Annotated in this window: 19 protein-coding genes; 4 read left to right on the forward strand and 15 right to left on the reverse strand. The window is 45.2% G+C overall.

Annotated elements, in window-relative coordinates; genetic code table 11:
• Positions 1–176: 176 nt before the first annotated feature.
• From HRQ85_RS23050 to aspA, 10 genes are all read right to left on the reverse strand, one after another.
• The gene (locus HRQ85_RS23050; protein WP_050645753.1) at positions 177–2,024 is read right to left on the reverse strand and encodes a protein-disulfide reductase DsbD; all 1,848 of its coding nucleotides are present in this window, start codon (positions 2,022–2,024) and stop codon (positions 177–179) included.
• A 175-nt stretch (positions 2,025–2,199) separates the two neighbouring features.
• Positions 2,200–2,688: an arginine repressor gene (locus HRQ85_RS23055; RefSeq protein ID WP_017063664.1), complete on the reverse strand. Its 489-nt coding sequence runs from the start codon at positions 2,686–2,688 to the stop codon at positions 2,200–2,202.
• A 327-nt stretch (positions 2,689–3,015) separates the two neighbouring features.
• Positions 3,016–3,480, reverse strand: a complete 465-nt coding sequence (gene pyrI / locus HRQ85_RS23060) for an aspartate carbamoyltransferase regulatory subunit (RefSeq protein ID WP_048605441.1) — start codon at positions 3,478–3,480, stop codon at positions 3,016–3,018.
• A 15-nt stretch (positions 3,481–3,495) separates the two neighbouring features.
• Positions 3,496–4,425, reverse strand: a complete 930-nt coding sequence (gene pyrB / locus HRQ85_RS23065; protein ID WP_004729720.1) for an aspartate carbamoyltransferase — start codon at positions 4,423–4,425, stop codon at positions 3,496–3,498.
• 468 nt (positions 4,426–4,893) lie between these two features.
• Positions 4,894–5,904, reverse strand: coding sequence for an ornithine carbamoyltransferase (locus HRQ85_RS23070; protein WP_017063666.1), 1,011 nt, complete (start codon positions 5,902–5,904; stop codon positions 4,894–4,896).
• A gap of 141 nt (positions 5,905–6,045) precedes the next feature.
• Positions 6,046–6,957 (reverse strand): carbamate kinase, encoded by a 912-nt coding sequence (gene arcC / locus HRQ85_RS23075; protein WP_019821541.1) that lies wholly within the window; start codon positions 6,955–6,957, stop codon positions 6,046–6,048.
• 73 nt (positions 6,958–7,030) lie between these two features.
• Positions 7,031–8,254: an arginine deiminase gene (arcA, locus tag HRQ85_RS23080; protein WP_017062724.1), complete on the reverse strand. Its 1,224-nt coding sequence runs from the start codon at positions 8,252–8,254 to the stop codon at positions 7,031–7,033.
• Positions 8,255–9,061: 807 nt separating this feature from the next.
• Positions 9,062–10,510, reverse strand: a complete 1,449-nt coding sequence (locus HRQ85_RS23085) for a YfcC family protein (RefSeq protein ID WP_017062726.1) — start codon at positions 10,508–10,510, stop codon at positions 9,062–9,064.
• A 511-nt stretch (positions 10,511–11,021) separates the two neighbouring features.
• Entirely contained in the window at positions 11,022–12,329 is a 1,308-nt protein-coding gene (locus HRQ85_RS23090; RefSeq protein WP_017061168.1) for an anaerobic C4-dicarboxylate transporter, read from the reverse strand.
• Positions 12,330–12,509: 180 nt separating this feature from the next.
• Positions 12,510–13,961 (reverse strand): aspartate ammonia-lyase, encoded by a 1,452-nt coding sequence (gene aspA, locus HRQ85_RS23095; protein WP_048612383.1) that lies wholly within the window; start codon positions 13,959–13,961, stop codon positions 12,510–12,512.
• Positions 13,962–14,245: 284 nt separating this feature from the next.
• Here aspA and HRQ85_RS23100 point away from each other — a divergent pair, with 284 nt between their 5' ends.
• A complete protein-coding gene (locus HRQ85_RS23100) occupies positions 14,246–14,770 on the forward strand; it encodes an FxsA family protein (RefSeq protein WP_012604974.1) in 525 nt (174 codons plus the stop codon).
• 198 nt (positions 14,771–14,968) lie between these two features.
• Here HRQ85_RS23100 and trmL read toward each other — a convergent pair whose 3' ends face one another.
• The 4 genes from trmL to HRQ85_RS23120 form a co-directional block, all read right to left on the reverse strand.
• On the reverse strand, positions 14,969–15,448 hold the full coding sequence (trmL, locus tag HRQ85_RS23105) for a tRNA (uridine(34)/cytosine(34)/5-carboxymethylaminomethyluridine(34)-2'-O)-methyltransferase TrmL (protein WP_009844716.1): 480 nt from the start codon (positions 15,446–15,448) through the stop codon (positions 14,969–14,971).
• Between the two features lie 83 nt (positions 15,449–15,531).
• Positions 15,532–16,149 (reverse strand): superoxide dismutase, encoded by a 618-nt coding sequence (locus HRQ85_RS23110; RefSeq protein WP_172380684.1) that lies wholly within the window; start codon positions 16,147–16,149, stop codon positions 15,532–15,534.
• A gap of 76 nt (positions 16,150–16,225) precedes the next feature.
• Complete coding sequence (cpxA, locus tag HRQ85_RS23115; RefSeq protein ID WP_123285411.1) at positions 16,226–17,605, reverse strand: envelope stress sensor histidine kinase CpxA; 1,380 nt, start codon at positions 17,603–17,605, stop codon at positions 16,226–16,228.
• Entirely contained in the window at positions 17,605–18,294 is a 690-nt protein-coding gene (locus tag HRQ85_RS23120; RefSeq protein WP_123310820.1) for a response regulator, read from the reverse strand. Before HRQ85_RS23120 ends, cpxA begins: the two co-directional genes overlap by 1 nt.
• A gap of 187 nt (positions 18,295–18,481) precedes the next feature.
• On the opposite strand from HRQ85_RS23120, the gene HRQ85_RS23125 reads away from it, so the two are divergent.
• The 3 genes from HRQ85_RS23125 to pfkA all read left to right on the forward strand — a co-directional run bounded on the left by HRQ85_RS23125 (position 18,482) and on the right by pfkA (position 21,343).
• A complete protein-coding gene (locus HRQ85_RS23125) occupies positions 18,482–18,991 on the forward strand; it encodes a CpxP family protein (RefSeq protein ID WP_172380685.1) in 510 nt (169 codons plus the stop codon).
• Between the two features lie 164 nt (positions 18,992–19,155).
• On the forward strand, positions 19,156–20,064 hold the full coding sequence (gene fieF, locus HRQ85_RS23130; protein WP_048659217.1) for a CDF family cation-efflux transporter FieF: 909 nt from the start codon (positions 19,156–19,158) through the stop codon (positions 20,062–20,064).
• Positions 20,065–20,380: 316 nt separating this feature from the next.
• A complete protein-coding gene (pfkA, locus tag HRQ85_RS23135; RefSeq protein ID WP_017061160.1) occupies positions 20,381–21,343 on the forward strand; it encodes a 6-phosphofructokinase in 963 nt (320 codons plus the stop codon).
• Positions 21,344–21,493: 150 nt separating this feature from the next.
• Here pfkA and tpiA read toward each other — a convergent pair whose 3' ends face one another.
• A complete protein-coding gene (tpiA, locus tag HRQ85_RS23140) occupies positions 21,494–22,264 on the reverse strand; it encodes a triose-phosphate isomerase (protein WP_172380686.1) in 771 nt (256 codons plus the stop codon).
• Between the last annotated feature and the right edge of the window lie 56 nt (positions 22,265–22,320).

Below are 22,320 nucleotides of genomic sequence, written 5' to 3' on the forward strand. Positions count from 1 at the left end.
TATCATCCTGATTGAGTATGTGGACAATATCTATGCATTAAAAGTCTGAACCATATCGACTTTTATCCCCGGAATAAGAAAGCGTTACTCTGAATAGCAAAAAAGCCGCACTGCCATCTCGTTACGGAGGGGCGGTGCGGCTTTCGATTCGGCTTATATTTTAGTGAATATTGCCGTTATAGCTGGTGGTTTTGCATGTGTTTTAAGAATACATCGGCAGGCATAAAACCGGTTACACGAGCATTTGGAACATGGTTACCCTCGCCATCCCAGAACTCAATCGTCGGTAAACCAAGTACCTGTAATTGTTTAAGCAGTTCAATGTCTTGAGGCATGTTTCTCGTTACATCTGCTTGTAGCAGTACGAAGTCAGAAAGCTTATTTTCCACATCAGCTTGATGGAAGGTGTACTTCTCGAACTCTTTACATGCCACACACCAATCGGCGTAGAAGTCGAGCATCACAGGCTTACCGAGTTTCTTCGCTTCGATGAGCTGAATTTCTAACTCTTCAACCGTGTTGATGCGGGCAAATTGGATGTGTTGTTCTACCGTCACGCTCTTTTCTGCAAACCAGTAATTGAGCGCAGGTTGAGCTGATGCGAACAGGCCAAGCATCGCGATGATACCCACAGCACTCTGCTTCCAGCCACCAAATGGCAGTGCATTCTTGCTGTGGTAAAGCCAACCAAAGGCGATGAAGCCAAGGCCAGACCAAAGCACGGTTGCCCACAACTCAGGAATGATTCGCTCTAGCAGGAAGATAGGTGCGGCAAGCAAGATAAAGCCGAATACGATCTTCACCTTGTCCATCCAGCTGCCTGCTTTAGGCAATAGCTTATTACCAAACACTGCCACTAAAATCAGTGGGATACCCATACCCATAGCTAATGCATACAGAGCAATCGCACCGGTAAATAGATCGCCACTCTGAGCCACATACAACAGCGCACCTGACAATGGCGCCGTGGTACAAGGTGAACACACCAAGCCAGAGATAGCGCCCATCGCGAACACGCCCAAGGTATTGCCACCTTGCTGCTTATTGCTTTGATTGTTGAGCCAAGTTTGGATGCTGCTTGGCAATTGCAGGTTATAAACGCCAAACATCGACATTGCTAACGCCACGAACAGAACACTCAGCGCGATCAGCACGTAAGGGTGTTGCATTGCGGCTTGGAATTGCATGCCTGCTGAAGCAACCACTAAACCTAATAAGGTGTAGGTTAACGCCATGCCTTGCACGTAAATAAAGGACAGCATCAGCGCACGACCTTGGCTGAGCTTGCCACCACCTAAAACGATACCCGTTAGAATCGGATACATAGGCAGTACACACGGTGTAAAGGCTAAACCAACACCGAGTGCTAAGAATAATAGAGGGGTCCACCAACTGTCACCGAGCTTATCGGCTAAGCCTGCTTCTTTTGAAACTGGGGCATTTGGCTGTTGAGTCGTGTTACTTACAACGTCTGCTTTTGGAGACGTTGGTTGCGTAGAAACATCGGTCTCGTTGCTAGCAGAAGATGAAGCTTGTGAGTCACTACCTTGCGAATTAGCAGAACCTGTTGCTGTGAAAGGTTCAATATCGATGACACGAATCTCTGGTGGGTAGCAGAAACCTGCGTCCGCACAGCCTTGATACTTAACGATCAGCTGTGAGCCATCTTGGTAACTCTGCAGAGGGACTTGCACGAATAACGGCTGAGTATAAATGCTCACCTCACCGAAGAATTCATCTTGGTGCGGCTTACCATCTTCTAATTCAACATTACCGATAGCGAGATTTTGCCCGGTGAACGAGAGGCTATGTTGATAGAGGTAGTAGCCCTCTTTTACTTGCCAGTCGAGAAGGACTTTGTCGTCTTGCTGGTAGTAATTGAAAGGGAAAGCTTGGTCTACAGGGACAAAACCATTGTTATTGCCTCCGAAGCTAGGCTCGGCGTTGTCGTTCCCAAATAGCGCCCACGCAGGCTGGGTGAATAGGGAAACACAAACAAAAAGTAATGTGGCAAGTCGTCGCATACTATTTAGTCATCAAAATGGAGTTGAAGGTATCTTAACTCAATCAGACCGTAATAGTTTGCTATTAGTTTCATCGGCAAACAAATATCCCCTAAGGCGGGATAGCGATTTTATTGGGTAATCGAGCGGGGAACTGCAATTCAACTTGAGTGACTTGCCCTTGTAAAAGAGACATTTAAGCAACACCCAAGCGTGCTTTTACGACTTGTTCGCAAGCATCAATATTCATCGTATCTTTTGGAATAATAAGCACAGTATCATTGCCGCCAACGGTGCCGATAATCTCGGTATGTGGGTCGATATCAACTAATCTTGCGACTAATTGCGCACAACCTGGATGAGTTTTTACGATGACCATCGCTTGGTTATGAGTGATGAATTCGATTTGCGAAGAGATGGATGCATCGACACGAACCGGTGCACTTTCAACCGTGATGCAGTAAACCTTTTTACCACAAGCATTCTGAATTTTTACCACGCCAAGCTGTGACAAAATACGAGATACGGTCGATTGGCTGATACCTGTATAGCCAATATCGACGAGTTTCTCTCGCAGTTGATTTTGGGTCGAGAAGCTTTGTTGTTGTAGTAAGCGTTTGCACGCTGCAGTCAGTGTTTTATCTTCAGCTGAATACAAGCAACCGTGCTCAGTGATTGGGTTCATGAACAACTCCTTAAGGTCAACATGTGGTTATCGCTTGTCCATAGCGCCGAGCGTACTCCCAAAGCCGTAGAGTACGATTGTTAAATAGGGCTTACCGATGAATCCCGAAATAAAGAGGGAAGGTATGCGTGATATATGATCGTCTATCCATTGAGTCTACCACTAAAGGATAGTTATCTTTTTGAAGGGGATCACCAAATAAAATTCTAGTTAATTGCTTTTATTTTGGAGTTTTATTCTTTTGCTAAATGGATATTTATTCCAAGTTTGGCATAAATATCCATCGGTATTAGGTTGCTTTGGAGACCGTGATAATGGCGCTAAGGGTTAGCGAATTTCACTCATGATCTCGCGAGAGAATACTTTTTCACAGTAGTGACATTTTAGCTGCACGTTTTCCTGTTTTAGCTGCACTTTAAAGCTGCTTTCGACTGGCTCACCGTGTGAAATACAGTTGCTATTCGGGCAAGAGTAGACACTGTTGATTTGGTCTGGCAGCACTAATGTTAGCTTGTTCACCACCTTGTACTCTTCAATCTGATTTACTGTCGCTTGCGGGGCGTACAGAGCCAATTGGTTGGCTTGTTCCTTAGTCAGAAAGATGTTCTCAATCTTGATAAGATCTTTATGGCCAAGCGCTGACGATGGCAGATTTAATCCCATGGTGATGCGCTGCTCGGTCTTGTGCAATTTAAACAACTTGAGGATTTTGATCCCAAGGTGAGCAGGGATGTGGTCAATGACGCTGCCGTTACGAATGGCTTCTACTTGTAGCTGAGTTTGTTTAACCATGACTGTTTCTCCTGCTTATAAAGTGTCGTTTAGAACTAGGGCTAATAGGGCTTCGCGAGCATACACACCGTTTTCAGCTTGCTCGAAGTAGTAAGCGTGTGGCGTTTTATCTACGTCGGTGGTGATTTCATCGACACGTGGTAGTGGGTGAAGCACCTTCATGTTTTGGCGAGCGTCTTTCAGGGTATCGGCGGTTAGAATGTAAGCCGATTTCATGTGCGCGTATTCTGACGCATCAAAGCGTTCTTTCTGTACGCGAGTCATGTACAAAACATCAAGCTCAGGCACCACTTCTTCAATGCTGCTGTGGGTGCTGTATTGGATGCCCATCTCTTCCAGTTCTTCACAGATGTAATCCGGCATCGCTAACACTTCTGGCGCGATAAAGAAGAAACGCACGTTGTTGAATTTTGATAGTGCTTGCGTCAATGAGTGTACGGTGCGGCCATATTTTAGGTCGCCAACAAATGCCACATTGAGGTTGTCGAGCGTGCCTTGCGTCTCGTAAATCGAGAACAGATCCAACAAGGTTTGCGTTGGGTGCTGATTGGCACCGTCGCCACCATTCACAATTGGTACACCGTTAGAGAACTCAGAGGCTAAACGTGCTGCGCCTTCTTGTGGGTGACGCATTACAAAGGCGTCAACGTAAGAAGAGATAACCTGCACCGAATCGGCAAGTGTTTCGCCTTTTTTCGCCAGCGATGTGTTACCGCCATTATCAAAACCGATGACCGTGCCACCTAGGCGTTGAACTGCGGTTTCAAATGAAAGGCGAGTTCGAGTTGACGGCTCAAAGAAACAGCTCGCCACCACCTTATTTTTCAGCAGCTCTGGATTTGGCTCTGCTTTGAGTCTTGCTGCAGTATCGACGATAAGCTCCAGTTCATCACGAGAGAGTTCTGGAATGGAGATGATGTGCTTGTTAAATAACGAATGCGCCATAACGGGTCTTCCTTTTTCTATGCATACAGTCAAATTGCGGACAAAAAAAAGCCCCCTAAAAATAGGAGGCTTCGAAACGATCAATAGAGCAAAATAAAAATGACACCACCGCCACTCTTTGGCGTGTAGTTTGACAATTATGTGCGACAGAATTGCGGTTCATTTTTTGCTCTCTTTAGACAAATTGCGGAGGATTATACTCAGATAAAAAGGCCATGCAACACTTTCCGTAAAGTATTCATTTAATGGATTTTTATGCGAATTTACGTCCGTTTCTAGTTTCCATTTAAGCCTTTGTTGGAACTGCGAATCTCAGGCTTTTTCAGGTAATAATCTTTTCAAGGACATGAAAAAAAATGCGGGTTTTATCCAAGGTCAAAATCCCAAGAACGCCACCCGCATTTCCCTGTTATTGCACTTAGCTTGTCAATTTATTGCGAACAAGTGCGTGCTTAACTGCTTAACTTATTAGCTGCCTAGTGTCGCAACCATTACTGCTTTGATGGTGTGCATGCGGTTTTCTGCTTCATCGAATACGATTGAGTATTCAGACTCGACCACTTCATCCGTCACTTCTACGCCATCTTTAAGCTGCGGATATTCAGCAGCAAGTTGTTTGCCGACTGTTGTATCTTCGCCGTGGAAAGCCGGTAGGCAGTGCATGAATTTCACATGTGGGTTGCCTGTTGCTTTGATCATTTCCATGTTCACTTGGTAAGGCATCATTAGGTTGATACGCTCAGCCCATGCTTCTTTTGCTTCGCCCATCGATACCCAAACGTCGGTGTATAGGAAGTCACAACCTTGCACGCCTTCTTGAACATCTTCTGTTAGCGTGATTTTGCCGCCAGTGTGTTCTGCGATTTCACGACATTGAGCCAGTAGCTCTTCTTGTGGCCAGAATTGTTTTGGAGCAACAAGGCGAATGTCCATACCCATTTTCGCAGCGCCAACCATTAGAGAGTTACCCATGTTGTTGCGAGCATCACCTAGGTAAGCAAAGCTGATTTCATGCAGTTGTTTACCACGGCCGTATTCCGTCATGGTTAGGAAGTCAGCTAGGATTTGTGTTGGGTGGAATTCGTCAGTCAGACCATTCCATACTGGAACTCCAGCGTAAGCGCCGAGCTCTTCAACGATTTCTTGACCGAAGCCGCGGTATTCAATGCCATCGTACATACGGCCTAGAACGCGAGCGGTATCTTTCATTGATTCTTTGTGGCCAATTTGAGAGCCAGATGGGCCTAAGTAAGATACTCGAGCGCCTTGGTCGAATGCGGCAACTTCAAATGCGCAGCGAGTACGAGTTGAGGTTTTCTCAAAGATAAGCGCAATGTTTTTGCCAGTCAGTGTTGGCTGTTCGTAACCGTTGTACTTCGCTTTTTTTAGCTCCATAGAAAGATCTAACAAGTGTTGAATTTCGCGTGGAGTGAAATCTAGTAGTTTTAGGAAGTTACGATTGCGTAGGTTAAAAGCCATGATGTATTCCTTCTTAGATTTAGGCGCTTTCTTGTTACAGGGAAAGAAAATTCAAGAAAGCGCGATTCAATTTTTGTGTATTAATTTCAGTTCAAACGGTGATTCAGTTTTCTCGCAAGGTTTGAAAAGCTCGCGAGTAGATTAATCTTTGGTGATGTTGGTGCCCGCCAAGCCTTGCAGGATTTGCAAACCATCTTCGAGTGCACCAATACCGACGACTTTGCCGCCTTGCTGAATGAACTCGCACGATGCTTCAATTTTTGGCCCCATTGAGCCTGCATCAAATTCGAATTGCGCCAGTTCGCTTGGTGTGGTGCTGCGCAGTGCATGTTGAGTCGGTTTGCCCCAATCAAGGTAAACAGCGTCCGCGTCGGTCAAAATAAGCAGTGCATCCGCATCCAGTTGTTTCGCTAAGAAAGCCGCAGACATGTCTTTGTCGATAACAGCTTCAACACCGACTAATTTGCCGTTCTCTTTTTTCACTGGGATGCCGCCGCCGCCAGTACAAATTACGAGGTGGCCTGCATCGATAAGTTGGGTGATCGCTTCGTGTTCAACAATGCCAGTCGGGCGTGGGCTTGGCACAACGCGACGGAAGTGTTGGCCGTCTGGTTTGACGATCCAGTGGAATTTCTCCGCCAATTCACGTGCTTCTGCTTCTTCGTAGATCGGGCCAATCGGCTTAGTTGGATCTGCGAATGCAGGATCGTTTGGATCAACCGTCATTTGCGTCAACATGCACGAGATGTTGCGGTTAGGCAGATAGTTCTTGAACTCTTGCATCAGCATGTAGCCGATCATGCCTTGAGTCTCACTGCCCAATACATCTAGCGGATATGGATTTACTTTTTTGTATTCCAAACCTTGCAGAGCAAGTAGACCAACTTGTGGGCCATTACCGTGCACTAGAACCACGTTGTACACTTTTGCGATTTCAGAGATGGTTTTAACCGCAGTTTCAATATTACGGCGTTGAACATCGGCTTCTAACGGTTCACCGCGACGAAGTAGGGCGTTACCGCCGAGTGCAACAACAACAGTTTGCTTAGTCATAATTGTGTTCTCTCATTTTGGCCAAGCTGAGATTATTTAAGATCGTTCAGCTTGGCCGTTTTCGTCTTAGTGATTAGATACCATCACGCTCAATTGGGCAGCTCATGCAGCGTGCGCCACCGCGACCGCGGCCAAGTTCGTCTCCTGGAATCGGAAGAACCGTGATGCCTGCTTTGTCGTATTTTTCATTGGTGTATGTGTTGCCTTCGTAGCCAATCACGACACCAGGTTTAACCGTTAGAACGTTGTTTGCATCGTTCCACTGCTCACGTTCTGCATGGAAGTTGTCACCACCGGTCGTGATTAGGTTTAGCTTGTCTACGCCAAGTGCTTTTTCGATAGCCGTTACGAAGTAGCCTTCTTCTTTCACTTTCACTGCGCCAGACTCATCGCCAGTTAGGTTCCAGCACTGCACGTCTTTACTCACCACTTCAGGGTAAACAGAGAACGTATCTTCGTTCATGTGCGTCATCACGGTGTCTAAGTGCATGCAAGAGCGGTGTTTTGGTAGCTGCATTGCGATAACTTGTTTCGCTTGACCGTGTTTGAATAGGCTAGATGCTAAGTGCTCAACACCTTGTGCTGTTGTACGCTCAGACATACCGATAAGCACCGTGCCGCGACCGATTACAAGAACGTCACCGCCTTCAATCGTTGAGTTGTCATAGCTGATGTTTTCTTCATCGCCGAAGTATTTAATGAAGTCTTGGCCTGCGAATGTTGGGTGCCAGCGGTAAATAGCGCGAACGTGGTTGGTTTCACGTTGACGAGCAGGTTTCGCCATCGGGTTGATGGATACGCCACCGTATACCCAGCAAGATGTGTCACGAGTAAATAGGTGGTTTGGTAGCGGTTCGATAATGAAGTCGGTTGGTGCGTGCATGCCTTGCATCATTGAAGATGATTTCATTGGCATCTCAGCGTAAGAAAGACCGCCCGTTAGGATTTTTGCTAGCTCTAGGTTTGGTAAGTCGCCCAAGTAGCAACGCACGTCGTTAGCAAAAGTTTTGCCTAAGCGGTAATCAGAAACTTGATGATTCAAAAGCCAATCTTTCGCTTCTGGCACTGCTAGCGTGTCTGCTAATAGGTCAGTAAGAAGAAGAACTTCAACACCTTGATCACGTAGCGTTTGAGTAAATGCGTCATGCTCTTTACCTGCACGCTCAACAGCCAGTACGTCATCAAATAGTAAATCGTGACAGTTAGAGGGTGTTAGGTGAGTCAGTGCGCGTCGTGGACGGTGAACTAGAACGCGGCGTAATTGACCTATTTCAGAACCTACATAGAACTTACTCATGATCGTCTCTCTCTTATATATTTGAATTACTTTTATCGCTAAGAGTAATTATTTATTTTCAGTTGAGAAGAATGAATTATTTTATTCATATCTCTTGTCTGGAATTAATATTACGCCTGCTAGTCAGGTATTCTTAGAGATCTATCACAAATCGTTTTTTATCCCACAGCCCTTTAAAATTAAGGGTTTTAACAAACTTTATGCACTTTCAGTCATGACTAATACATTCTAAATAGTTAGCCGTTAGGGAACTTTATGCACGCTTTTTTGACGAAACTTACTAGAATCTAATTTACGAGAGATTATATGCAGAATAGTTTTATTGATAAGAGTGTACTTAGCTTGGAAGTATGCAGTGTTTTTATTTAGATATTTAATTTTGGATGTGGAATTAATTATTTATTAACAAAGTAAATGCGAATAAAGCTGTTGTGATCACATTTTAAAATCGGCTGTTTAAGTGTGTTTTTTGATAAAAAAGGGCATTAAACCTCGTCTATCTATTAGGATATAAATTACTTTAAATATAATTAACGCTAATAAGTGACTAACTATTTGTTTAAACATCACGGTTGAAAATAGAGTGTTATTTCATCAAGAAAATTGGATATTTAAAAGTAGGGTTGATTCTTCTATTGCGAGTGCTTTGGGTTTGGCTGAGCTTTACTACGAACAGAAGATACCTTGAATATCGCGTGTATGGCTTTGAGGAGCTGTTTCAGTAGCAGAGGGTTCATTGGGAGAGGCTGCAATAAAAAAGCCGCTGTGAGAAGCGGCTTTGGATGAGAAAGGAGTAAGTGCTGGTAGTTAGATAAGCGCACCAATACTCAGTACAACAATGCAGAACACCATCAAGATACCGACTAGTGGCATCACCCATTTAACCCAGCGCACGTAAGGGACGCGAGCAATCGCCAAGCCACCCATCACCACCGCTGAGGTTGGGGTGATTAGGTTCACCAAGCCAGATGCTGATTGGTACGCAGTGATAACCAGGTCACGACCTACGCCAGCAAAGTCAGCCAATGGCGCCATGATTGGCATGGTAAGTACCGCTAAGCCAGAGGTCGATGGCACTAAGAACGACAGTAGAATCTCTAAGAAGAACATCACGTTAATGAAGATAACCGAAGAAAGCCCCGTTACCATTTGTTCTGCAGAGAACAGAATAGTATCGGTGATCATACCGCGGTCCATCACCACCACGATACCACGTGCAATACCTATGATAAGCGCAACGCCAAGTAGGTCGCGGGCACCATCAATGAAGCTGGTGGTAAACTCTTCTTCGCTCATGCGAGCCACAATACCGACGATGATTGTCGCCGCTAAGAACATCGCTGAGATCTCAGCCATCCACCATCCAGCAACGGATACACCGTAAATCATTACAGCGAACGAGCCACCAAAAATGGTCAGAATCAGTTTACGAGTCGCGGTGAATTCAAGTTTTTCGCCGCTCGCATTACCTAAGAAGTGTGCTTTGTTTTCTTCGTATTTGTCGTAGACAATTGATGTTGTTGGATCGGCTTGAACCATTCTTGCGTAACGCATCACGTAGGCAACACAAATACCCCAACCAATAATCAACATAGCAATGCGCAACACGATACCGTCTGTAAATGGAATACCAGAGGCGTTGGCAGCGATCACGGTTGCGAATGGGTTAATCGTTGAACCCAGCACCCCAATACCTGCGCCAAGCAGTACGGTCGCAGCGGCAACAAGAGGGTCAAAGCGAGCTGCCATCATTACCGGCACTAGCAATGTATAGAAGGGCAGTGATTCTTCCGCCATGCCGTAGACAGTACCACCTGCGGCAAATAGCGCCATCAGTATTGGTATCATCAATTCTTCTCGCCCTTCTAAGCGGGCGGTGACGCGCTCGATACCGGCATCAATGGCACCCGTTTTGGTTACTAGCCCTAAGAAGCCACCGATGATTAAGATAAACAGCGAAACGTCGATAGCCGCCGCTTCATAGCTATTGTGGTCGTAGAAGCCGTCAATAGGCGCTAGCAGTACATCAATCACGCCTTGAGGGTTACCTTCTACCGCTTGATAGGTTCCGGTTACGGGTACTTCTCGGCCTAGCTCTTCATTCATTGCACGGTCGTATTGGCCTGCTGGAACAATCCAGGTAAGCAGAGCGACGAACGCAATCAGAATAAATAGAATGGTGTAGGCAGAAGGGAATTTAAAGTTGGCAAAGAAGCCGCCCTTTTTTTTCTCGCTTGGTATCGTTTGAGTTGTCATGGCTATCTCCTTACATCATCTTAAATAGAAGTGATGTGAATTAGCGACTAATGATTTATAGATTGTAAATACACGGACACTTATAAAGCACTCAACGATATAAAGTTGCTGACTTTAAATTAAGGTTGTTTTTTATATTTACTAATCCAAATGAAGTTAGATTTAATTTAGCTGCGGTTATTTTATTCCTTACTTTGGTATTTAAGTTTGGTGCTGTTCACAAAAATAATGGCTAATGAACGGGCTGGAAAATGGCAGAAAATCGCCTAGGTTTTTTGGTTAGTTAGCTTGGATTAATATTCGTTGTGGATTAACTAGAAGTGGGAGGAGATTGATTTGGTAGGTGTTGTTTATGATTGGTGTGAATAATCTTGGAATTTTATTCAAACTTTATTTTTAGGCGGTTTTTAAAGTTTATAATGGTTATTTGATGCGTATCAAATAACACATTGAGCAGAAAACAAAAAAGGAAGCCGAAGCTTCCTTTTTAATGTTCAATCACCAGCGAATGTTAGATAAACAGACCGCCGAATGCGAAGCCTAGAGCTACCGCAGTACTGATTGTTACCACACCTGGAATGAAGAATGGGTGGTTGAATACGTAGTTACCGATACGCGTTGAGCCTGTGTCATCCATCTCAACCGCTGCTAGTAGCGTAGGGTAAGTTGGAAGTACGAACAGAGCACTTACCGCAGCAAAAGAAGCAACGGCTGTTAGTGGTGCTACGCCAATCGCTAGTGCTGCAGGCATCAGTGCAACCGTTGTTGCGCCTTGAGAGTAAAGCAACATAGAAGCGAAGAACAGAACAAGAGCCAGCATCCAAGGGTAGTCAGCAAGTAAAGCACCAGCAACGTCTTTGATTTCAGCTACGTGTGCGTTTACAAACGTTGAACCTAACCAAGCCACACCAAGTACACATACACATGCCGTCATACCAGAACGGAACGTTGGCGCTGAAGAAATCTTCGCTGCATCAATCTTAGTGAACATCACGATAGCCGCTGCTGCTGCCAACATTACAGACATGATCGCTTCGTTACGACCTAGCGCTGGGTTTTCAATTAGGCCAACAGAGCTAGAGATAGCCGCTGCGTAACAAACCACGAAACCAATTGCTGCTAGGAAGATGTACGTTGCTTTCTTCGCCGTTGGCAGAATTTCGCGTTTCTCTTCTGTTGCTAGCTTGATTAGACCTTTCTCTAGACGTTCTTGGTAAACAGGATCGTCTTTCAGTTCGCTACCCATGTAGTTCGCAACAACCGCACCAACCATACAAGCGATGAAGGTTGTTGGGATACAAACCATCAATAGCGTTAGGTAATCAACACCAAATGGTGCCAGCATTGCTGCGAAAGCGACAACTGCAGCCGAGATTGGCGAAGCGGTGATAGCAATTTGAGAAGCGACAACTGCGATAGACAGTGGACGAGAAGGACGAACGCCTTGGCCTTTCGCTACTTCTGCAATAACAGGAAGCGTAGAGAATGCTGTGTGACCAGTACCCGCCATCAGTGTCATTACAAAGGTCACAATCGGCGCGTAAAAGGTGATGCGTTCAGGGTGTTTACGCAAAAAGTTTTCTGCAATTTGTACCAACCAGTCCATACCGCCAGCAACTTGCATTGCAGCAATTGCGGTGATAACTGACATGATGATCAAGATTACGTCGATCGGGATGAAAGATTGGCTTGTTGGAACGCCAAGAATAAGTGAAAGGGCAATAACACCAGCACCACCGGCAAAACCAATACCGATACCGCCAATTCTGGCCCCCAAAAAGATAAAGAGCAGGACGACAAACAGTTCTACTGCAATCATAAGTAACACCTCATTTAGATTTTATTATGTGAACATTCGCCGCTGGAATGTTCACATAATAGTTCTATGGTTTAGATTCAATTTGGCAAAAGCGCAACCAACAGAAATCCACAAAATAATCATGGTTAACCGTATTGGAGCCTAAAAAAGGGCTCCGTTTGGAGCCCTTTCTCGCTAACTTTATTCGTAGCGCTTCGCTTTATACTGAGGATGCATCAAATTTTCAACAGAGAAAATGTCATCAAGTTCTTCTTCGGTTAATAAACCGCGCTCTAGAACCACATCACGCACGCTCTTACCTGTCTCAGCACAGATCTTACCAACAATGTCACCCTCGTGGTGGCCAATGTATGGGTTTAGGTAAGTAACGATACCGATAGAGTTAAATACGTGTGATTCACATACTTCTTTGTTCACCGTAATGCCGTCTACACACTTGTCGCGTAGGTTCACACAAGCGTTTGTTAGGATGTCTAGAGACTCAAACATGCTTTGTGCAATAACGGGTTCCATTACGTTCAGTTGCAGTTGACCACCTTCCGCAGCGAAAGAAACCGTGTTGTCGTTACCTAGAACTTTAAAGCAAACTTGGTTTACTACTTCTGGCACAACTGGGTTTACTTTAGCAGGCATGATTGAAGAACCTGCTTGCAGTTCAGGTAGGTTTAGCTCGTTCAGACCAGTACGTGGGCCAGAAGAAAGCAGACGCAAATCGTTACAAATTTTAGACAGTTTCACAGCTAGACGCTTAAGTGCGCCGTGTGTCATTACGTATGCGCCACAGTCAGATGTTGCTTCGATTAAATCTTCAGCCGCTACACACTCTAGGCCAGTTACTTCTGCTAGGTGTTTCACTGCTAGGCCTTGGTAACCCGGTGCTGCGTTCAGACCTGTACCGATAGCCGTTGCGCCTAGGTTAACTTCAAGCAGTAGTTTTGAAGTGTATTCTAGGTTTTTGATTTCTTCATTGATGGTTACAGCCCAAGCGTGGAACTCTTGGCCAACCGTCATTGGAACTGCGTCTTGAAGTTGAGTACGACCCATCTTCAAAATCGTGTTGAATTCTTGGCTCTTAAGCTCGAATGCACCTTTTAGGTATTCGATCGCATCAATCAGTTTACGAACGCTGTTGTAAACAGAGATACGGAAGCCAGTTGGGTAAGCACAGTTTGTAGATTGGCTGCGGTTTACGTGGTCATTCGGGTTGATGAACTCGTATTGGCCTTTTTCTTTGCCCATAAGTTCAAGAGCCACGTTCGCAATAACTTCGTTTGCGTTCATGTTTACAGAAGTACCAGCACCACCTTGGAAAACGTCCGATGGGAACTGATCCATGCACTTACCCGTGTCTAGAATTAGGTCACAAGCTTGGATTATGTATTTAGCCACTTCGCTTGGAATTACACCTAACTCTTTGTTTGCTAAAGCCGCCGCTTTCTTAGTCATCACCATACCGCGAACGAATTCAGGTACATCTGAGATCGTTACATTTGAGATGTTGAAGTTTTCAACTGCGCGTAGAGTGTGGATGCCGTAGTAAGCATCAGCCGGAACATGACGTTGACCTAATAGATCTTCTTCGAGACGAGTAGCTTGAGGAGCTTCAACTTGAGCTTCTGATTGAGTAGCCATAACAGGATCCTTAGAGAATTATTCTGATTATATAGTTAGTTATTAGCCTATTCTGTGTGCAAATACTCCGTTCGCTAGAATATTGGGCTGATAAATCCGTCCTGACTTATGTGGCACATGATACTGTACTTAGCGCATAAAAATATTAAGTGGATCACCTTTTTCGGTTTTGTTTAGTCAATATTTTGCAAAGTTATTCTTGGTCAATAAACACGCTTATTTACAGGATAAATTTGAGATTGATAGAGCTTTCAGCGTAAACTGCAAGTAACAAAGGAGGGCGTGTGTTTCCTATCTTATTATTACTATTTATCTTCGTACCCATCATTGAGATTGGGCTATTTATTCAAGTTGGTGGCTTCTTAGGGTTGTGGCCAACTATTGCGTTGGTTTTGATCACTGCATTTGTGGGTGCATCGCTGGTTCGTAGCCAAGGCATTCAGACACTTATGTCTGTGCAAGGTCGCTTGCAACAAGGCGAAATGCCAGCACAACAGATTCTTGAAGGCGTGATGCTTGCAGTTGCCGGTGTATTGCTGCTGACTCCGGGCTTTATGACGGACGCACTCGGTATGTTGGTATTATTGCCAGCACCAAGAGCGATGATTGCCAAGAAAATGATGGAAAAAATGGTGGTGACCAATATGTCTGGCGGTTTCCATGCGGGTGGACAAGCTGGTTTTGGCCAGAGTCCATTTGGACAAGATCCATTCAATCGCGATCCATCTGACCAATCAAAAGACGGCAACACCTTTGAAGGTGAGTTTGAGAAGAAAGACGACGACAACGATCGTAATCGCTTAAACTAATTAATCTTTTCTCTCTCTTTATTTAGAGGGAAAACAGAAAAGGCTCTTACCTTTATCCTTCGCAAGAAAGTGATAATGGTAAGAGCCTTTTTTATTGTCTGTCGCCTGCTGTTACTTACTTTTTACTGTTGATAACAGATAACAGATAACAGATAACAGATAACAGATAACAAATAACAGATAAGTTTGAGCGTTCGGTTATACCGCGCCTTCAAAACCCATTTGTCGCCATGCTTCAAAAGCAATGATTGCCACTGCGTTAGACAGGTTCAGGCTGCGTGCATCTGGCATCATTGGAATACGAATGCGTTGTTCCATTGGCATGCTTTCGATGAATTCAGCAGGCAGGCCGCGAGTCTCTGGGCCAAACATCAACACATCACCTTGTTGGAATTTTGCATCAACGTGGTGGCCTGTCGTTTTAGTGGTGCAAGCGAAGATGCGGAAGTCACCCTCGCGTTCATTCTCTAGATACTCAAGGAAAGCTTCTAGGTTCTTGTGACGCTTAACTCGTGCAAGGTCGTGGTAATCCAAGCCAGCACGACGAACCTTCTTCTCTTCAAAATCAAAGCCAAGCGGTTCGATAAGATGCAGGTTTGCGCCGCAGTTAGCACATAGGCGGATGATGTTACCCGTGTTGGGTGCAATTTCTGGTTCGTATAGAGCGATATCAAACATGTTGGTTCACAAGAATAATCAAAGATAGCCCGAGTATACGGTGGCAAGCTGAGTGAGTACAGTTCGCCACCGTCACCATTCGCTTAAGCTTGGTTCGCTAGTGCTTGCGCGTAGTTTTCAGATACGGCATTCCAATTCACCACGTTCCACCATGCGTTGATGTAATCTGGGCGACGGTTTTGGTAGCTGATGTAGTAGGCGTGTTCCCAAACATCGAGCGCAAGAATTGGTTCGCCATCACTGGCAACGGTATCCATCCACGGATTGTCTTGGTTCGAGGTTGAGATGATTTTCAGTTGTCCTTGTTCTACTACTAACCACGCAAAGCCTGAACCAAAGGTATTGATTGCCGCTTGAGCGAACTGTTCTTGGAACGTCTCGAAATCTCCGAATGCGCTCTTGATAGCATCACCAAGTTCGCCTGTCGGTTCTCCACCGCCGTCTTGCGACATGCAGTTCCAATACAAGATGTGATTGTAGTAGCCGCCACCATTGTTGCGAACTGCCGGGCTGTGCTGTGAGATGTTTGCGAATATCTCGGTCAGAGATTGCTGTTCTAGTTCGCTGCCAGACACCGCCGCAACAAACTTATCGTAGTAGGTTCTATGGTGTTTACTGTAATGCACTTCCATCGTTTTAGCATCAATGTAAGGTTCTAGGGCATCGTAAGCGTAGGGCAGTTCAGGGAAAATGTGAGACATGGTAAATCCTCCTTAATTAGAGGATTTACCATAATGATAATAACAATCATTATCAACTGCGATCTTTGTGGGGGTATTACACCGGTAAGATAGGTAGGGTGATTTCGAGTTGTAATCCACCTAACTGGCTTCGGCTTGCCGTGATGGTGCCGCTGTGTTGGCGAATCGCACTCTCAGTAATGGTTAACCCAAGCCCAGTACCTCCGGTATTGCGATCACGGGCAGTTGAAACGCGATAGAAAGGTCTGAAGATAGAATCTAATTCATCATCAGGTACACCATCACCATTATCATTGACGCAAATTGTTAGCTGATCTTGCACCACGTGGAACTGCACATCGACTTGGTCTTTGCCGTAGTAGATGGCGTTACGCGTAATATTGTCTAGCGCGCTCATCAGTAGCTTAGGGTTACCCGAAATAGAACGCTCGGGGATCTCCGAGAACGTCAGCTGTTTACCCATCTGCTCGGCTTCAAACTGTGCGTCTTTCAAGATCTCTTCCCACAGGCTCGAGATAGGTTGAACCTCACGAGTAATGTGGCTGTCGACCTGCATACGAGATAGCGTCAGTAGCTCACTGATCATCTGTTCCAAACGTTGTGCTTCGGTGTCAATGCGTTCTAACTCTTGGCTCTCGCCTTGTTTACGAATCGCTAGTGCATTGGCCATACGAAGACGTGTCAGTGGGGAGCGGAGCTCGTGTGATATATCAGAGAGCAGTCGCTGTTGCCCCGAAATCATTTGGTTCACAGCTTCTACCATCTGGTTAAAGCTTTCACCTGCTTGTCTAAACTCTGAAGTGCCTTTTTCAAGTGTTGGATCGACTTCAAATTGACCTTTCGCTACGCGCTGGGCTGCGCGTTCGAGCCTGCGAGCAGGTTGGCTCAATGCCCAAGCTAACCATAATAATAGCGGGGTACTGGCTAACATCACGGCAAGCAAAAGCTGCAGAGGTTTATCAAACAGGCGTAACAAGAATGGCGGTGGTTGATTCCATTTCACTCCTGCGTACATCAGCAACTCTTCACCGGCAAGCGTAATAGGCACAGGCCCAGCCACCATGTAGTGCCCGTATAGCTTCTGCTTCGGCACTTCAGGGTTCTCAATTGAGGTCACAAAGTTTCGAATTGCCTTCAACTTGTAGTCTGAATGTCTCTTAGAGGTAAGGACAGCTCCTTCAAGGTCGGTTAAGTAGATGCGGGCGCGAGAATCCTTGCGGCTACGTGGTGCCTCAAGTTGGAACACAATTTTGCCCAGATTCGGTTCTTTGGCGTAGCGTTTCTCTGTGAATTTAGCGATACGCTCTAATTTATTGAGATGATCCGCGGGCACATCACGTGCTACACGTGGATCTAAATGGGGAAGTGACAGCACCGACAAAAGCACCAGTAACATGGTGAACCAAAAGATAGCAAAGATACGTCCATATAAGCTGGTGATTTTAGGGATACGCATTAATCTTCCTCTACCAACAAGTAACCACGGCCTCGTAAGGTTTTGATGCGAGATTTGCCGTCGCTGCGCTCAGGAATCTTTTTACGCAGATTGGAGATGTGCATATCAATTGCGCGGTCAAACGCCGCAAGCCTTTTACCTAACACATCTAGGCTCAATGCTTCTTTGGTGATCACTTGTCCTGGATTTTGGATAAGGTGACTCAGTAGTGCGAACTCGGTTGTGGTGAGGTCGATGAGCTGACCATTGCAGTAGGCTTCTTGTTTACCAGGGAAGACTTCGATGTCTTGATATTGAACCTTGTCACTGGCCGCTTTAGGTGCAGTGGTGGTTTGAGTCCGACGCAAAATGGCACGAATACGCGCTAACAACTCTCTGTCACTGAAAGGCTTAGGTAGATAATCGTCTGCGCCAAGTTCAAGACCAATTACACGGTCGATCTCTTCGCCTTTTGCGGTCAGCATCAGCACGGGCGTTTCCCAATTTTCTCTCAGTTTCTTTAGTGTCTCCATGCCATTAAGACGCGGCATCATCACATCCAAAAGAATCAGGTCAATCTCATCATTGATAGCGTCAAGTCCCGCATAGCCATCATTGGCTTCGGAAACAGTGAAGCCCTCAAAGCTCAGAATGTCTTTGAGTAAGCTGGTTAACTCGGTGTCGTCATCAATAAGAAGAATGTTCGCCATTGGGAAGCCTTAATCGGTTATCTGCTATTTACAGGTTAATAATACTGCTAATTATTCGTCAACTTTCACTCTTTACGATTCTTTACGCTTTCTAAACGCCACTTTACGAGGGAAAGACTAATCTATATTCAAGCGCTGAGAAACAGACGCAACACATGACTTATTATACCGAATTGAGGCAACAATTATGAAAATGACTAAGAAACTTGTACTAGCAGCTGCGGCACTTCCACTTATTTTTGGTACAGCAAGCGCATATGCTTACGGTGGTGGTGATAAAGGCGACCACAAAGGCATGCACGGTAAATGTGGCGGCTTCGATAAGAAAGTGATGCGTCAGCTAGACCTGACTGATGCTCAAAAAGCAGAACTAAAAGAGATGCGTGAAGCGAACCGCGCTGAGATGAAAGAAAAACACTCAGGCAATAAAGCTGACAAGATGGCGAAAATGAAAGCGCATCAAGAGAAAGTTCAAGCATTGGTACTGGCTGACAACTTCGATGAAGCAGCAGCAAACGACCTAGCAAGCCAAATGGTTGAGAAGCAAACTGAGCGTCGCGTAGCAATGCTTAAGAAACAACATCAAATGATGAGCGTACTAACACCTGAGCAAAAGACTCAACTGAAAGAAATCCAACAAGAGCGTATGATTAAGTGTGCTGACAAAATGGAAAAACGCATGAACAAAGACAAGTAATTCATTGCTTGAGAAATCAGCGTTGCATGAAAGTGTTTAGAAAGAAGCGGCCGTGTGCCGCTTTTTTTGATCCTTAAAAATGAATGTTTTACATCATGGCTGTCATATTCAATTGGTTGTTTGCAGGTTATACTTTGTGCTATCAGTCACTTTATAGCCAAGTTATGAAACAAGAATACGCACGTTTAGTTACGCTCGCCGCTTGGGCAGCCACAACCATCGCCACTATTTTATTGATAGTGAAAGTCGCAGCGTGGTGGGTGACAGGTTCTGTGAGTCTGTTGGCTTCCGTCGTGGACTCCATGCTTGATATCGCAGCCTCTGTCGTTAACCTTATCGTGGTTCGCTACTCTCTGCAGCCTGCCGACAAAGAGCACACCTTTGGTCATGGTAAGGCCGAATCCCTTGCTGCATTAGCGCAAGCGATGTTTATTTCAGGCTCAGCATGTTTCCTTATTCTCAATGGTATTGAGCGCTTCTTCCGACCTCATGAACTGAACTCTCCAGAAATTGGTATCTACGTCAGCCTGTTCGCGATAGTGATGACCTTTGGTCTGGTTCGCTTCCAAAAACATGTGGTCAACAAAACGGGTAGCCAAGCTATTGCAGCCGATTCATTGCACTATCAATCAGACCTTTATATGAACGCCGCGATTATGCTAGCACTGGCATTGAGTTGGTTTGGGCTTGGCCAAGCGGATTCTGTATTTGCGGTCGGTATTGGTATCTACATTCTGTACAGCGCTTATCAAATGGCGATGGAAGCGGTTCAATCTCTGCTTGATCATAAGCTGCCTGATGAAGAACTAAAGCAGATAAAAGAGACATCATTGAGCGTGGAAGGCGTGTTAGGTGTGCATCAATTACGAACGCGTCGTTCGGGGCCAATTCGCTTCATTCAACTGCATCTAGAATTAGAAGATAATATCCCACTTATTGAAGCGCATCGCATTTCAGACGAAGTAGAAGCTAAGCTTATCTCGGTGTTCCCTGATGCTGATGTATTAATTCACCAAGACCCGTATTCGGTCGTATTTGGACCAGAGAAGCAGCAGAAATTCCACTCGTGGTAATGCGTGCTAAAAATTAGCTGGCAAATGGTAAGTGGGTGGCTTTTGAACTAAAGTGAGTAAAAATTACTAACTCTTTCGTGATTCAAAAAACACCTTAGTAACAATTAATGTTGATTCTGATGTGAATCAACAAAGTTACTGAGTAAAACTGTAATACTCTTACAGAAGTAGAAATGTTACATAAATTTACGCGATTTAAGTGCTATTCCCTTTGAGGAAATGTAACATAAGCACAAATACAGATTTAAAATCTTGTTGATATACAATCAGCAAGTACAAGAATTGAATAATAGATTCCCAAAAATCGAGGGTGAGCATGATTAAGAAGATCGGTGTTTTGACCAGTGGTGGTGACGCTCCAGGTATGAACGCAGCAGTTCGCGGCGTTGTTCGTACTGCGTTATCAGTTGGCATTGAAGTTTACGGCATTTACGACGGCTACCAAGGCCTTGTTGAAGACCGTATCGAAAAGCTTGACCGTTCAAGCGTATCTGACGTGATCAACCGTGGTGGTACTTTCTTAGGTTCTGCACGTTTCCCTGAGTTCAAAGACGTTGCTGTTCGTGAGAAAGGCATTGAGAACCTTAAGAAGCACGGCATCGAAGCACTTGTTGTTATCGGTGGTGACGGTTCTTACATGGGTGCTAAAAAACTGACTGAAATGGGTTACCCATGTATCGGTCTTCCAGGCACAATCGATAACGATATCGCGGGTACTGACTACACAATCGGCTACCTAACAGCGCTTAACACTGTTATTGATTCAATTGACCGTCTACGTGACACGTCTTCTTCTCACCAACGTATTTCTATTGTTGAAATCATGGGCCGTCACTGTGGTGACCTTACGCTTATGTCAGCAATCGCGGGTGGTTGTGAGTACATCATTACTCCAGAGACTGGCCTAGATAAAGAACAGCTTATCAGCAACATCCAAGATGGTATTGCTAAAGGTAAGAAGCACGCAATCATCGCTCTAACTGAGCTAATGATGGATGCGAACGAACTGGCTAAAGAGATCGAATCTTCAACTGGTCGTGAAACTCGTGCAACGGTTCTTGGTCACATCCAACGTGGTGGTCGTCCTACTGCATTTGACCGTGTACTGGCTTCTCGCATGGGTAACTACGCTGTTCACCTTCTTCAAGAAGGTCACGGTGGTCGTTGTGTTGGTATCGAGAAAGAAGAACTTGTTCACCACGACATCATCGACTGTATCGAGAACATGCAGAACCCAGACCGTTCTGAGCTGTTCCGCGTTGCAGAAGAGTTGTTCTAAGCCACGCCTAGCGTTCGCTTAAAGAATTTAAAAACCGCTGATTGTTCAGCGGTTTTTTTGTGCCTGCCGTTTGAGGTTTCTGGAATGACAGGCAACAAAAAAGGCCAACCTAAGTTGACCTTTCATCTAATCTAAACGGTGACGTTTAAATTAAGCTTTTGCTTCAGCTGCTGCTTTAGCGATAGCTGCGAAGCTTTTCGCGTCTAGCGCTGCGCCGCCAACTAGAGCACCGTCGATGTCTGGTTGTGCGAAGTAAGCTGCTGCGTTTTCTGGCTTAACAGAACCGCCGTATTGGATAACAACTTTCTTAGCAACTTCTTCAGATTTCTCTGCGATGTGTGCACGGATTTGAGCGTGGATGCGTTGTGCATCTTCAGCTGTAGCTGCTTTACCAGTACCGATAGCCCAGATTGGTTCGTAAGCGATGATAGCGCCTTCAAGAGCTTCAACACCTTGAGTGTTGATAACAGCGTCAAGTTGACGAGCACATACTGCAACAGTTTCGCCTGCTTCGTTTTGTGCTTCAGATTCACCGATACAAAGAACTGGAGTTAGGCCGTTCTCTTTTAGGAATGCGAATTTCTTAGCTACGAACTCATCTGATTCGTTGTGGTATTCACGACGCTCAGAGTGACCGATGATGATGTGAGATGCGCCGAACTCTTTAAGCATTGCTGGAGACATGTCGCCAGTGAATGCACCGCTGTTGTTTAGGTCAGAGTTTTGAGCACCTAGGATGATCGCGCTGCCCGCTTCAGTAAGCGTACGCTCTGCTAGATCAACGAAAAGTGCTGGTGGAGCAACTGCTACGTCTACGCCTGTTACGCCTTCAAGTTCAGCGTTAAGACCGTTTAGTAGATTAACAACCATTTCTTTGCTGCCGTTTAGTTTCCAGTTACCCATAACTACAGGATGACGCATAGGAATATCTCCAAAGTATTTAAATAAATCGAATGTAAAAAAGTAAACTTTATTAC

It is taken from the genome of Vibrio sp. Vb339, from assembly GCF_902751245.1.
Classification (GTDB): Bacteria; Pseudomonadota; Gammaproteobacteria; order Enterobacterales; family Vibrionaceae; genus Vibrio; species Vibrio coralliirubri.

Bases quoted from the DNA above. Each gene is read 5' to 3' on its own strand.
- HRQ85_RS23050 (WP_050645753.1), bottom strand. From the start codon at position 2,024: ATGCGACGACTTGCCACATTACTTTTTGTTTGTGTTTCCCTATTCACC.
- HRQ85_RS23055 (WP_017063664.1), bottom strand. From the start codon at position 2,688: ATGAACCCAATCACTGAGCACGGTTGCTTGTATTCAGCTGAAGATAAA.
- pyrI (WP_048605441.1), bottom strand. From the start codon at position 3,480: ATGGTTAAACAAACTCAGCTACAAGTAGAAGCCATTCGTAACGGCAGC.
- pyrB (WP_004729720.1), bottom strand. From the start codon at position 4,425: ATGGCGCATTCGTTATTTAACAAGCACATCATCTCCATTCCAGAACTC.
- HRQ85_RS23070 (WP_017063666.1), bottom strand. From the start codon at position 5,904: ATGGCTTTTAACCTACGCAATCGTAACTTCCTAAAACTACTAGATTTC.
- arcC (WP_019821541.1), bottom strand. From the start codon at position 6,957: ATGACTAAGCAAACTGTTGTTGTTGCACTCGGCGGTAACGCCCTACTT.
- arcA (WP_017062724.1), bottom strand. From the start codon at position 8,254: ATGAGTAAGTTCTATGTAGGTTCTGAAATAGGTCAATTACGCCGCGTT.
- HRQ85_RS23085 (WP_017062726.1), bottom strand. From the start codon at position 10,510: ATGACAACTCAAACGATACCAAGCGAGAAAAAAAAGGGCGGCTTCTTT.
- HRQ85_RS23090 (WP_017061168.1), bottom strand. From the start codon at position 12,329: ATGATTGCAGTAGAACTGTTTGTCGTCCTGCTCTTTATCTTTTTGGGG.
- aspA (WP_048612383.1), bottom strand. From the start codon at position 13,961: ATGGCTACTCAATCAGAAGCTCAAGTTGAAGCTCCTCAAGCTACTCGT.
- trmL (WP_009844716.1), bottom strand. From the start codon at position 15,448: ATGTTTGATATCGCTCTATACGAACCAGAAATTGCACCCAACACGGGT.
- HRQ85_RS23110 (WP_172380684.1), bottom strand. From the start codon at position 16,149: ATGTCTCACATTTTCCCTGAACTGCCCTACGCTTACGATGCCCTAGAA.
- cpxA (WP_123285411.1), bottom strand. From the start codon at position 17,605: ATGCGTATCCCTAAAATCACCAGCTTATATGGACGTATCTTTGCTATC.
- HRQ85_RS23120 (WP_123310820.1), bottom strand. From the start codon at position 18,294: ATGGCGAACATTCTTCTTATTGATGACGACACCGAGTTAACCAGCTTA.
- HRQ85_RS23125 (WP_172380685.1), top strand. From the start codon at position 18,482: ATGAAAATGACTAAGAAACTTGTACTAGCAGCTGCGGCACTTCCACTT.
- fieF (WP_048659217.1), top strand. From the start codon at position 19,156: ATGAAACAAGAATACGCACGTTTAGTTACGCTCGCCGCTTGGGCAGCC.
- pfkA (WP_017061160.1), top strand. From the start codon at position 20,381: ATGATTAAGAAGATCGGTGTTTTGACCAGTGGTGGTGACGCTCCAGGT.
- tpiA (WP_172380686.1), bottom strand. From the start codon at position 22,264: ATGCGTCATCCTGTAGTTATGGGTAACTGGAAACTAAACGGCAGCAAA.